The sequence below is a fragment of the Geothermobacter hydrogeniphilus genome (assembly GCF_002898515.1).
Taxonomy (GTDB): Bacteria; Desulfobacterota; Desulfuromonadia; order Desulfuromonadales; family Geothermobacteraceae; genus Geothermobacter_A.
The window spans coordinates 1-12,467 of the sequence record NZ_PPFX01000044.1 but is presented as its reverse complement, the minus strand read 5'-3'; the positions used below and the strand labels follow the sequence as shown (position 1 = coordinate 12,467).

Annotated in this window: 7 protein-coding genes; 6 read left to right on the top strand and 1 reads right to left on the bottom strand. The window is 63.6% G+C overall.

Annotation, left to right across the window (positions count from 1 at the left end):
• Positions 1-40 precede the first annotated feature (40 nt).
• Genes rrtA through C2E25_RS14870 form a run of 3 tightly spaced genes read left to right on the top strand, consistent with a single transcriptional unit; the run spans position 41 to position 5,055 of the window.
• Positions 41-718: a rhombosortase gene (gene rrtA, locus C2E25_RS14880; RefSeq protein ID WP_103116515.1), complete on the top strand. Its 678-nt coding sequence runs from the start codon at positions 41-43 to the stop codon at positions 716-718.
• Between the two features lie 39 nt (positions 719-757).
• On the top strand, positions 758-1,861 hold the full coding sequence (locus tag C2E25_RS14875) for an amidohydrolase family protein (protein WP_103116514.1): 1,104 nt from the start codon (positions 758-760) through the stop codon (positions 1,859-1,861).
• The gene (locus tag C2E25_RS14870; RefSeq protein ID WP_332882186.1) at positions 1,858-5,055 is read left to right on the top strand and encodes an acyl-[ACP]--phospholipid O-acyltransferase; all 3,198 of its coding nucleotides are present in this window, start codon (positions 1,858-1,860) and stop codon (positions 5,053-5,055) included. The genes C2E25_RS14875 and C2E25_RS14870 overlap by 4 nt, the downstream gene beginning before the upstream one ends.
• 348 nt (positions 5,056-5,403) lie before the next feature.
• Here the strand turns inward: C2E25_RS14870 and C2E25_RS14865 are convergent, their stop codons facing one another.
• Positions 5,404-6,042, bottom strand: coding sequence for a carbonic anhydrase (locus tag C2E25_RS14865; RefSeq protein WP_103116513.1), 639 nt, complete (start codon positions 6,040-6,042; stop codon positions 5,404-5,406).
• A gap of 191 nt (positions 6,043-6,233) precedes the next feature.
• Between C2E25_RS14865 and C2E25_RS14860 the strand changes: the two genes are divergently transcribed.
• The 3 genes from C2E25_RS14860 (at position 6,234) to C2E25_RS14845 (ending at position 12,246) form a co-directional block, all read left to right on the top strand.
• Entirely contained in the window at positions 6,234-8,750 is a 2,517-nt protein-coding gene (locus C2E25_RS14860; RefSeq protein ID WP_103116512.1) for a TIGR03960 family B12-binding radical SAM protein, read from the top strand.
• 40 nt (positions 8,751-8,790) lie between these two features.
• Positions 8,791-10,302 carry an Rne/Rng family ribonuclease gene (locus C2E25_RS14855; protein ID WP_103116511.1) on the top strand — a complete coding sequence of 504 codons (1,512 nt, stop codon included), beginning with the start codon at positions 8,791-8,793 and terminating at the stop codon, positions 10,300-10,302.
• A 462-nt stretch (positions 10,303-10,764) separates the two neighbouring features.
• On the top strand, positions 10,765-12,246 hold the full coding sequence (locus C2E25_RS14845; RefSeq protein WP_103116509.1) for a helix-turn-helix domain-containing protein: 1,482 nt from the start codon (positions 10,765-10,767) through the stop codon (positions 12,244-12,246).
• Positions 12,247-12,467: the final 221 nt, after the last annotated feature.

Sequence of the window (12,467 nt, the reverse complement as noted above, 5' to 3'; positions counted from 1 at the left end):
CGGCGACCCCGCCGCCGCACGGGGCACAAAGGAGGCCATCATGACCACCCTGCCGATCACCGCCACCACACAACCCGAACTTCACGACAACGGACTGCGTCACCTCGAACTGGGCGGCTGGCTGCTGCTGCTCTGCCTCTGCAATCTCGGCCTGCTCGCCAACCGGCCGACCACGCAACTGATGTTCGATCCCGCCGCGGTCGCCGCCGGTCAATGGTGGCGGTTGCTGAGCTGGCCGCTGGTCCACGTCAGCCGCTACCACCTGCTGCTCGACGGCAGCGCCTTCCTGTTGCTGCTGAGCGGGCTGCGGGAGGAATCTTTCTTCCGCCGCAGCGGCTACGTCCTGCTGGCCGCCGCCGGCAGCCTGGCCGTCCCGCTGCTGCTGGCCCCGGAACTGTCCCGCACCGGGCTCTGCGGCCTTTCCGGCATCGCTCACGGGCTGGCGGCGGTCAGCGCCCTGGAACTGATCCAGTCCACAGAACGGGACCCGGCGGCCGGCAGACTGGGATGGCTGCTGCTGGCCGGACTGTTGATCAAGACCGGCTGGGAACTGGGACAGGGACAGGTGATCTTTGCCGACTGGCACCTCGGCAGCGTCGGCCACCCGATCGTCAGCACCCACGCCGGCGGCTTCCTCGGCGGTATCCTCGGCTTCCTGCTGCGGCAGTTGAGTGACGGAAGGAAAACTTGCCAGAGGGCCGGACAGCCCCTAAACTGAAATCATTTTCATCTTCACCGACAGACAGGAGCTGCCACCATGGTCATGATCGCCTTCATCGCGCTGGGCATCCTGATCCTGACCATCCTGCTGCACCCGGGCCGCTGTCGGACCGACCGGCCGCAAGAGCCCATCATCGACATGCACGTCCACGTTGCCGGACTCGGAGCGGACAGCGACTGCTTCATCACCTCCGAACTGCTCGACAACTGGCGTTACAACATCTATCTCAAGGCCTTCGGGACCAGTGAAAAGGAACTGCGCGCCAACGGAGATGCCCTGATCTTTGAACGGATCGCCGAACGCCTTGACCGCTCGCGGCTGGTCGACGGCGCGGTGCTGCTCGCCCTCGATAAGGTCTACGATCGGGAGACGGGGCGCCCACAACCGGAACGAACCGAGGTCTACATCCCCAATGACTTCGTCCGTGACGGCTGCCGCCAGTTCGACAACCTCCACTACGGCGCCAGCGTCAATCCCTACCGGGAGGACTGGGAAGAGCAGCTGATACAGGCCGACAGGGATGGCGCGGTGCTGATCAAGTGGCTGCCGGCGGTGCAGCAGATCGATCCCTCCGCCCCCGGCATCGAGCCCTTTTACCGTAAACTTGTCGAACTGGACCTGCCGCTGCTGGTCCACACCGGGGCGGAACGCTCCTTCTCCAGCTCTCATGACCGACTCGGCGACCCGCGGCTGCTGATCAAGCCCCTTAAGGCCGGGGTCACGGTCATCGCCGCCCATGTCGCCACCACCGGCAGCCACGAAGGTGAAGCCTATATCGACCGATTGCTGCCGCTGCTGCAGCAGTATGACAACCTCTACAGCGACATCTCCGGCCTCACCCAGTTGAACAAGATGATCTACCCCGGGCGCGTGGCCCGTACCGGCGCCATCTCCCACAAGCTGCTCTACGGCAGTGACTTTCCCCTGATCAGCTGCGGGATCGGCCCTTTCCGGCTGGTTTCAGGCTGGAACTTCTGCTGGAACCTTTCCTGGCGGCAACTGTGGTTTCTGCAGAGGGTGAAAAATGACTGGGATCGCGACCTGCTGCTCAAACAGGCCCTCGGCTTTCCGGACGCGGTCTTCACCCGCCCGGCCCGTCTTCTGAACCTGACCACCGACCGACAGGACAAACCGTCATGAATCAATGCTCCCATGGCTTCCGCTGGTTGAACATCACCCAATTTCTCGGCGCCCTGAACGACAACCTGTTCAAACTGCTGCTGGTCTTCCTGATCATCGACCTGCAGGGATTCGAGGCGGCCGGCCGGGTCGCCGCCATCGCCGGACTGGTCTTCGTGCTGCCGTTCCTGCTCTTTTCGGCCGCGGCCGGACGGCTGGTCGACCGCTTCAGCAAGACCCGCCTGATCCGCTACACCAAGTTGCTCGAACTGGCGATCATGCTGCTCGGGGTGGCCGCCTTTGCCGCCGCCAGCGTCCCCGGACTCTACGGCTGCCTGCTGCTGATGGCGCTGCAGTCCACCCTGTTCAGCCCGGCGAAATACGGCATCGTCCCGGAACTGGTCGCGGAGGAACAGCTCTCCTCCGCCAACGGCAGCCTGGAAGCTCTGACCTACCTGGCGATCATCGGCGGAACCGCGCTGGCACCACTGCTGCCGACCCTGACCGGCAACCGCTACGGTCTCGCGGCCCTGGTCTGCGTGCTGGCAGCCGTTGCCGGGTTGCTCGCCAGCTACCGGATTCCACCGACCCCGGCGACCGGCACCCGCCGCCAAGGTTCTCTGCTGGTGATTCCCGACCTGGTCAAGGCGCTGCGCTTCGCCCGTGAAGACGGGTTCCTGCTGCTGGCGGTGCTCGGCAGCGCCTGGTTCATGCTGCTCGGCGCCTTTTTCCAGCTCAACCTGATTCCCTACGGCATCGAAACCCTGGGGCTGAACCAGCAGCAGAGCGGCGCCCTGTTCCTGGTCGCCGCCCTCGGCATCGGCCTCGGGTCGCTGACCGCCGGCAGGCTCTCCGGCCGCAACATCGAATTCGGCATCGTCCCGCTCGGAACCCTCGGCCTGACCATCGCCACCTGGCTGCTGGCCCTGACGCCGGGCCGACTGCCGCTGGTGATGGTCATCGTGCTGCTGCTCGGCGTCTCCTCGGGCCTGATCATCGTCCCCCTCAACGCTTTCATCCAGCAGCGCACCCCGACTGAACGGCGTGGCGAAATCCTCGCCGCGGCCGGCATGCTCGGCTGGTTCGGGGTCCTGCTCGCCTCCCTGCTGTTGCTCGGTCTGGACGAGATCCTGGGTCTCTCCAGCCGGGAATGCTTCGCCGCCCTCGGCCTGGCTTCCATCGGCCTGACCCTGTGGGCGTTCCGCACCCTGCCCGACTTTTTCCTGCGCTTCGTCACCCTGGTGGTGATGCGCTTCGCCTACCGCATCCGGGTTGAAGGCCGGGACCATGTTCCAACCCGCGGCGGCGCGCTGCTGGTCGCCAACCACGTCTCCTGGATCGACGCCCTGCTGCTGGTCGCCTGCGAACAGCGCCGCATCCGCTTCCTGATGGAACGCGGCATCTACAACCGACCCGTGATCCGTCGGCTGTTCCGCCTGATGGGCGTGATTCCGATCTCCAGCCGCGACCGGCGCAAGGACCTGGTCGCCTCCCTGCGCGAAGCACGGCAGGCCCTCGACGACGGCTACCTGGTCTGCATCTTCGCCGAGGGGCAGATCACCCGCAACGCCAACCTCGGCGAGTTCAAGAGCGGCTTCGAATCGATCGTCAGGGGCAGCGGCCACCCGGTGATCCCGGTCTACCTCGGCGGCCTCTGGGGCAGCATCTTCAGCTATTCCCGCGGCAAACTGCTGGCCGGACTGCCGCGCATCCCCTATCCGGTCGACATCCTCTTCGGCGCCCCGCTGCCCGACAGCAGCGATGCCGGGCAAGTCCGGCAGGCGGTGATGGAGATGTCGAGCGACTGGCACCGGGACCGGCAGCAGCAGAGTCCGTCCCTCGGCCGACAGTTCGCCCTCGTTGCCAGGCGCAACTGGCGGGCCCCGGCGATATCCGATACCGCGGGAAAAAGACTGCGCTACGGGCAGGCATTGGCCGCCGCCCTGGCGCTCGGCAGGCAACTGGAACAGGAGTGCTGGGGGGAACGGATGGTCGGCGTGCTGCTGCCCCCGTCGGTGGGTGGAGCGCTGGTCAACCTGGCCCTGACCCTGGTCGGCAAAATTCCCGTCAACCTCAATTACACCGCCTCGGCGGAAGCCTTTGACTCGGCCTGCCGGCAATGCGGCCTGCGCACCATCATCTCCGCGGAAGCGTTTCTCGAACGATTCGAACCGTTTCAGGGCCGTTCGGACATCAAGCGGCTTGAAGAGCTGCTGCCGGCCATCCCGACCGGCCGCAAACTGGCCGCCTGGCTGCAGGCCCGGCTGCTGCCGCTCTGCCTGTGGACGCGACTGGGGGCCCTCGACGGCGGGGAGACGGCCACGGTCCTCTTCTCCTCCGGCAGCACCGGGGAGCCGAAGGGGATCATGCTCAGTCACCGGAACATCCAGGCCAACATCGCCTCGCTGCAGATGCTGATCCGCACCGACAGCAGCGACAACGTCTGCGCGGCACTGCCCTTCTTTCATTCCCTCGGTCTCACCGGCACTCTCTGGCTGCCGCTGATCTCGGGATTCTCCGCCAGCTACCACCCCAACCCTCTCGACGGCGGCAAGATCGCCGAACTGGTCCGTGACAACAGGTCGACGCTGCTGCTGGCCACCCCGACCTTCCTGCTGGCCTACCTGCGGCGGGCGAAAAAGGAAGATTTCGCCAGCCTCCGACTGGTGATCGCCGGAGCGGAGAAACTGAAACCGGCGCTGGCGGACAAGTTCGAAGAAAAATTCGGTATCCGGCCCCTGGAGGGTTACGGTGCCACCGAACTGGCGCCGGTAGCGGCGATCAGCGTCCCCGACGTGGAGATCGACGGCGTCAGGCAGCAGGGGGCGCAACCGGGCGCGGTCGGCAAACCGCTGCCCGGCATCGCCGTCCGCGTCATCGACCCCGAAAGCGAAGAACAGAAACCGACCGGCGACGAAGGGCTGATCCTGGTCAAGGGCGCCAACGTCATGCAGGGCTACCTGAACCGTCCCGACAAGACCGCCGAAGCGGTCCGGGACGGCTGGTACAACACCGGCGACATCGGCTTTCTGGACAAAAAAGGTTTTCTGCACATCACCGGCCGGCTGGCCCGCTTTTCCAAGATCGGCGGCGAAATGGTGCCCCACATCGTCATCGAGGAGGTGCTGCAGCAGGATCGGGCGGGAGCGACCCAGGCCATCGCGGTCACCGCGATCCCCGACGAACGCCGGGGTGAACGACTGGTGGTGCTCTAACCGGGGAGGCCGGGGAACTGGACGAGCTGCAGGAACGGCTGGAGGGCAGCGACCTGCCCAATCTCTGGCGGCCCGGAAGGGACGCCTGGTTCCAGGTCACCGAGCTGCCGCTGCTCGGCACCGGAAAACTCGACCTGGGCGGCATCCGGCGTTTGGCCCAGGCCGCCGCGGCGGGCTGATCCCCCAACGGCGTAAGACTCAGGGTGTTGAAAAAGTCAGGCTCCTCAGGCTGAGCAAAAATGTCCAGCGGCAAGGCGTCCGCAACCCCGCGGAACAAGGCGTACCGGAAGGTACGTCGTTGACGCGGGGGAAGGGCAACGCAGCAGCTGGGCGTTTTTCATCAGCCTGTCAGTCGGATTCAGCCTGATCGATCAGTTCGAAAACGCCGACCTGATCGTTGAAATTGTAGATTTCACCGGTTTCGATGATATAGTGCCAGCCGAGAATCTCCAGTGTTCCCTGCCGCACCCGCTCGGCGATGAAAGGATAGCTCAGCAGGTTTTTCATCTGCACCAGCACATTGACCCGCTCGGTCAGCCATTCCCGCTCGGCCGGGGTCTTTTCCACCGCCAGGCGTGCCACCCGGGCGGGAACCTCCCTGGAGACTTCCAGCCATTTTCTGACATGCGGCAGATCGGCCAGTTCCTCCTCGCTCTTGTGCAGGGCGGCACAGCCGCCGCAGTTGGAATGCCCGCAGACGACGATCGATTCGACCTCAAGAACCTTGACCGCATACTCGATCGCCGAGGTGGTGGCGACGAACTCTTCGGTCCGACGGTAGGGCGGCACGATGTTGGCCACGTTGCGCACCATGAACAGTTCACCGGGACGGGTGCGGGTGATCAGGTTCGGCACCACCCGCGAGTCGGAACAGCCGATGAAGAGGGTGTGGGGGTTCTGTTCCCGGCCGAGGGTACAGAAGAGTTCGCGATGGGAGACAAATTCATCCCGACGGAATTTCATGATTCCCTTGAAGAGTTTTTCCATGCCGGGAAATTAACATAGAGCCTTCACGAAAACCAGAGCCTGTCGTTTTTTTGCCGCTGGCCAACACTCTCATCATCTGTTATTTTGTCGAGCTTTGCCCATAACTGGCATTATTTTCGATTACGGCTCAGAATAGTAACTCGCCACAAGACAATGAATTGCTGGTTGCATATCGGTGAACTGAAACCAAAATGAACGATAAAATTCTCAACCGCGTGCAGAAATCCTCCCGCTACCTCGGCGCCGAACTCGGCAGCCGCCCCAAGGATCCGCGGACAGTCGATATCAGCCTGGCCCTGGCCTTTCCCGATGTCTACGAGATCGGCATGAGCCACATCGGTTTCGCCATCCTCTACAGCCTGCTCAACGATCTCGACTGGATCGCGGCCGAAAGGGTCTACGCCCCCTGGCCCGACCTCGAAGCGGAGCTGCGCGCCGCCGGCGAGCCGTTGCGGGCGCTGGAAAGCCAGCGCCCGCTGAGCGATTTCGACCTGATCGGCTTTACCCTGCAGTACGAACTGAGCTACAGCAACCTGCTCAACATGCTCGATCTGGCCGGCATCCCGCGCCGCCGCGAGCAGCGCGACGCAAGCCACCCGCTGATCATGGTCGGCGGTCCCTGCGCCTTCAATCCCGAACCGTTGGCCGACTTTTACGATTTCGCCGTCATCGGCGACGGCGAAGAGGCGGTGGTCGAAGTCTGCGAACGGGTGCGACAGGGCCGGAACGAAGGCTGGAGCCGGGAGACGCTGCTGCTGCGGCTGGCCGACATCGACGGCGTCTACGTCCCCTCCCTCTACCGGGTCAGCTACCATGAGGACGGCCGCATCGCGGCGCTGACCGCCGCGCCGGGCGCCCCGCAGCGGGTACGGCGCCGGTTCCTGACCGACCTTGAAAACGCCCCCTACCCGACCGCGCCGATCGTCCCCTTCATGAACACCGTTCACAACCGGGTGGCCGTCGAGGTGGCGCGCGGCTGCACCCGCGGCTGCCGCTTCTGCCAGGCCGGCTACATCTACCGCCCGGTGCGCGAACGGTCGCCGCAGCGGATCGCCGACATCGTCGATGAATCGCTGCGGCATTCCGGCTACAGCGAAGTCTCGCTGCTCTCCCTCTCGACCGGTGACTACTCCCGCCTGGAACCGCTGCTGAAGGGCCTGATGGGCTGCCACGAAGCCGGCCAGGTGGCGATCTCGCTGCCGAGCCTGCGGGTCGGCTCCCTCTCCGCGGAGATGATGGAAGAGATCAAAAAGGTCCGCAAGACCGGCTTCACCCTGGCCCCGGAGGCCGGCAGCGAGCGGCTGCGCGAAGTGATCAACAAGGGAATCAGCGAAGCCGACCTGCTGGCCGCCACCGAAGCCGCCTACGCTCTCGGCTGGCGGGTCATCAAGCTCTACTTCATGATCGGCCTGCCGACCGAGACCGACGAGGACCGCCGGGGCATCATCGAACTGGCGGCGCGGGTCAAACGAACCGGTCGCGGCACCGAGGGCGGCGCCGACGCCAACGTCTCGGTCTCGACCTTCGTCCCCAAGCCGCACACCCCCTTCCAGTGGGAGGCACAGATCGGCGTCGAGGAAACCCTCGCCCGCCAGAACCAACTGCGGGAGGGGCTGAAAAAACGCAAGCTGCGTCTCAAGTACCACGAGGCGCGGATGTCGCTGCTGGAAGGGGTCTTCGCCCGCGGCGACCGGCGGCTCGGCCGGCTGCTCGAAGCCGCCGTCGAAGCCAGCTGCCGCTTCGACGGCTGGGGCGAGCATTTCGATTTCTCCCGCTGGCAGCAGGCCTTCGCCGCGACCGGCATCGACCCGCACTGGTACCTGCGGCAACGGGACGAGGAGGAGATTCTCCCCTGGGATCACATCGACTGCGGCATCCCGAAAAGCTTCTTTCTTGCCGAACGCCGCCGCAGCATCCAGGGCGACTACACCGCCGACTGCCGCCACGGCGACTGCCACGGCTGCGGCCTGTGCGACTTCGACAGCCTGCGGGTACGACTCAGCGAGCGGGATGAGCTGACCCCGCCGCGACTCCCCGCCGCGCCGTCCCCGGTCGCCGACGGCCGTTTCAAGATCCGCCTGCGACTGCGCAAGGAGGGCCGCGCGCGGTTCGTCAGTCATCTCGAGTTCATGACCGCCTTTCATCGCGCCGTGCGGCGCGCGCAACTGCCGATCCGCTACTCGGAAGGCTTTCATCCGACGCCGAAGATCTCCCTGCCCGACGCCCTGCCGACCGGCTTCTGTTCCGACGCGGAAATCATCGACCTGGAGCTGTTCCGGCCGCTGCCGGCCGAACGGATCATCGTCGATCTCAACCGCCAGCTGCCGCCCGGCTTCGAAATCCTCGCCGCGGCCGCCGTCGCCTGGAAAACTCCAAGTCCATCTGCTAGCATTGAGAGCAGTCGTTACCGGGTCGAGCTGCCGGCAGACGCGCCGGCGGACCTGGCCGGACGCTGCGCCGACTTCCTGGCCGCCGAAGAGGTTATCGGCCGGCGGCAGAAAAAAGGCGGCACCATCGAAGTTGATCTGCGGCCGCCGGTCATTGAACTCGCCCTGCGTGAACAGACCCTGTGGATCACCCTGCGCAAGGGCAGCCCGCTACCGGTTGCCGCCCATCTGCTGGGACTGCCCCCGGAAGCGGCCCGCGACCTGGAGATCCGCAAGGTCGAGGTGCGGATGCGCGACGGGCTGGACTGCTTTTCGAACTGAACTTTCACACATATACCGTTTATCAGAACAGGGAGGAACCATGACCAAGGAACTGGTCATCAACATGACCTCCCACGAAACCCGGGTGGCACTGCTGGAAAGCGGCCACATCGCCGAACTCTACATCGAACGGCGGCGTGAACGGGGCATCGTGGGCAACATCTACAAGGGCAAGGTGATCCGCGTGCTGCCGGGCATGCAGGCGGCCTTTGTCGACATCGGCCTGGAAAAGGCCGCCTTTCTCTATGTCGCCGATGTGCTGGCCGAGATGGAAGCGGTGGAACAGTTTGTCGAGGGGCGCAGCCAGCACGCCGAACCGGAGGATGGACACGAGGACGAGCAGCCGCCGCTGCCGCCGATCGAGGACCTGCTGCAGGAAGGGCAGGAGCTGCTGGTGCAGGTCGCCAAGGAACCGATCGGCACCAAGGGCGCCCGCATCACCTCCCACATCTCCCTGCCCGGCCGCCACCTGGTCTACATGCCGACCGTCGACCATATCGGCATCTCGCGGCGGATCGAGGACGAGGAGGAAAAGGACCGGCTGCGCGGCCTGGTCGAGGAGATCCGTCCCGCCGGCACCGGTTTCATCGTCCGCACCGCCGCCGAGGGCAAGAGCAGCGAGGAGCTGCGCTCCGACATGGAATTCCTGGTCGGCCTGTGGGAGGATATCGACAAGCGGCGCGAACATCATGGCGCCCCCTGCCTGATCCATTCCGATCTCGATCTGACCAGCAAGGTGCTGCGCGACACCCTCACCGAGGACGTCAACCGCATCGTCGTCGACAACCGCGAAGAGCATGACAAGATCGTCCGTTTCCTGGCGACCTTCATGCCCAACCTGCGCTACGCCATCGATTTCTACGAGGGGAACGAGCCGATTTTCGACGCCTTCGGTCTCGAAGTCGAGATCAGCCGCGCCCTGGGGCGCAAGGTCTGGTTGAAAAGCGGTGGCTACATCATCATCGAACAGACCGAGGCGCTGATCGCCATCGACGTCAACACCGGGCGCTTCGTCGGCAAGCACAACCTCGAAGACACGATCCTCAAGACCAACCTCGAAGCGGTCCGGGAGATCGCCTTCCAGCTGCGGCTGCGCAATCTCGGCGGCCTGGTGATCATCGATTTCATCGACATGGAGCGCGAGGCACACCGGGAAAAGGTCCATGCCGCCCTCGAAGAGGTCCTCAGGCAGGACAAGGCCAAGACCAACATCCTCAAGATCTCCGAACTGGGGCTGGTCGAGATGACCCGCAAGCGGGTGCGCGAAAGCATCGGCCGCACCCTCTGCGAACCCTGTCCCTACTGCGAAGGCAAGGGCTACATCAAGAGCCGCATCACCACCGCCTATGAAATCTTCCGGGAACTGCAGCGCGAGATCAGGCAGCTGCCCGGCTACCGGGTCACCCTGCTGTGCCACCCCGACATCGCCGACCTGCTCAGCGACGAGGAACACGAGGGCATCGAGGAGATCGAACGACGCTTCCAGAAACAGATCGCCATCCACTCACGGCCGAATTTTCATCTCGAACAATACGAGATCCTGGTCGGCTGAAACAAGGCCTGCGGGCGGCAGGTTCCGACGGGGCAGAAACGCCTCCGTCATCCTGCCGACCCGCCTTCACCGGGCGCTTGAAACCGCGACCAGCTCTTCCCCACCGCAAACGACCCGCCCCCACTCCCCGACCGATGACGAGATCGTGACCCTACCGATCTGAAGTGGGGCCCCCAACAACACCCGATTGCGTTCCAACAATACGTAACCCCGATCAAGGAGGTTTCTCAACCGCAGAAACCTTCTAAGCACGCTACCGAAGCCTCCCCCAACAAGAACGTGAGACTGTTTTCTTTTGGGGAACCGGAAGAAAAATGCTACCCTGTCCGACATTGAGTTTGCCTGTCTTTTTGTGATCTTGGAGGGGAGGATCATGACCATTCCGGACAACCACCTGACAGCATCTTTGCCGGTTTTCGCTTCCCGCCAAAAGATCCACGCCATCTTCAAGAGACAAAAACGATGATCGTCGATCTGCTCAAACGCGAAGAAAGCAAGACCCTGGAGTTCAAGCGGGATCTATCCTCCCCCAAAAACCTGCTGAAAACCCTGGTGGCCTTTGCCAATACCGCCGGCGGCCGTTTGCTGATCGGCATTGCCGACGATCGGTCGGTGGTCGGCGTCGAAAACCCCCTTGACGAGGAAGAGCGACTGGCCAACCTGATCGCCGACGGCATCGCTCCCCGGCTGGTGCCGAACATCGAGATGGTAACGGTGGAGGGAAGAACCCTGCTGGTGGCCGAGGTGTTTCTGAGCAGCACCCGTCCCCACCATCTCCGTGCCGAAGGCGCGGAAAACGGCGTTTACGTGCGGCTCGGCTCCACCAACCGCCAGGCGGACCGGGAACTGATCGCCGAACTGCGGCGCACTGTCGAGGGCATCTCCTTCGACGAGATGCCCATGCCGGAGAGCACCATTGACGACCTCGACCTTGAAGCCGCTCGTCGCGCCTTTGCCGGGGTTTGCGAGTTGAACGAACAGACCCTGCGCACTCTGAAAATTCTGGTTCAGGACCAGGGAAGAACCATTCCATCCCGGGGCGGCATGTTGCTCTTTGGCCGCAACCGAACCTTTCATTTCCCCGATTGCTGGGTCCAGTGCGGCCGTTTCATCGGCACAGACAAAGCAAGGATCTTCGACCATATCGAGATCGAGGAACCACTGCCCCAGACCGTGGACAGCATCATGCTGTTTCTGAAGAAACACGCCATGCGCGGCGCGGACTTTTCCGGTACCCGGCGACGGGACATCTGGAGCATTCCGCTGGAGGCTCTGCGCGAAGCGGTGATCAACGCCCTGGCCCATGCCGACTGGTCCCAGCGCGGCACCCCTGTCCGCGTAGCCTTCTTCGACGACCGCATTGAGATCGAGAACCCGGGCATCCTGCCTCCGGGAATCACGATTGAAGACATGAAACAGGGGGTCTCGAAAATCCGCAACCCGATCATCGCCCGCGTGTTCCGGGAACTGAACCTGATCGAACAATGGGGCAGTGGGGTACCACGCATCTACAGCCAGGTTGCGGCGCAAGGCTTTCCGGAACCCGTGATCCGGGAACTGGGTCTGCGGGTGCGTTTCGTCTTCCCATTGGCAGAAGCGATTCCGGTCCAGGACTCTTCCCAGACCGCAACCCAGACCGCAACCCAGACCGAACCCCAGTCACGGCTAGAGTCACGGCTAGAGTCACGGCTAGAGTCACGGCTAGAGTCACGGCTAGCGGCAAAAGTCGTTCTTTTACTGGAAAAAGAACCAGCCGGCAAGGCGGAACTTGCCAGAGAACTCGGTCACAAAACAGTTTCCGGCGAGTTACACAAACAGGTCAGGCGCTTGCTGGCCCTCGACCTGGTCGAAATGACCATCCCGGAAAAACCGAACAGCCGGTTGCAGAAGTATCGACTGACCGATCAGGGGCGAAAACAGCTGGTCCAACTAGGCGAGGAGTAACTTCAGGACGGCCTCATGGCACTCGACTGCGCCCCATTGCCAGAGGCCGTGCAAGGGGCGAAGGATTGAGATACTTTATTTTCTTTGGCCATAACTTATAAAACTTATAAATCTGGCTCGTCAGCAGAATCTGTGGAGATAATCAGGTTCCGGCAACTTGCCAAGTTCGTGATATAGGGCGATTTGCAGGCATTTGAGGGTTCGAAACCCGTAGGCTTTTC

Excerpts from the sequence above, each read along its gene's own strand:
- C2E25_RS14870 (WP_332882186.1), top strand. The coding sequence starts at position 1,858 with ATGAATCAATGCTCCCATGGCTTCCGCTGGTTGAACATCACCCAATTT.
- C2E25_RS14845 (WP_103116509.1), top strand. The coding sequence starts at position 10,765 with ATGATCGTCGATCTGCTCAAACGCGAAGAAAGCAAGACCCTGGAGTTC.
- C2E25_RS14855 (WP_103116511.1), top strand. The coding sequence starts at position 8,791 with ATGACCAAGGAACTGGTCATCAACATGACCTCCCACGAAACCCGGGTG.
- C2E25_RS14865 (WP_103116513.1), bottom strand. The coding sequence starts at position 6,042 with ATGGAAAAACTCTTCAAGGGAATCATGAAATTCCGTCGGGATGAATTT.
- rrtA (WP_103116515.1), top strand. The coding sequence starts at position 41 with ATGACCACCCTGCCGATCACCGCCACCACACAACCCGAACTTCACGAC.
- C2E25_RS14860 (WP_103116512.1), top strand. The coding sequence starts at position 6,234 with ATGAACGATAAAATTCTCAACCGCGTGCAGAAATCCTCCCGCTACCTC.
- C2E25_RS14875 (WP_103116514.1), top strand. The coding sequence starts at position 758 with ATGGTCATGATCGCCTTCATCGCGCTGGGCATCCTGATCCTGACCATC.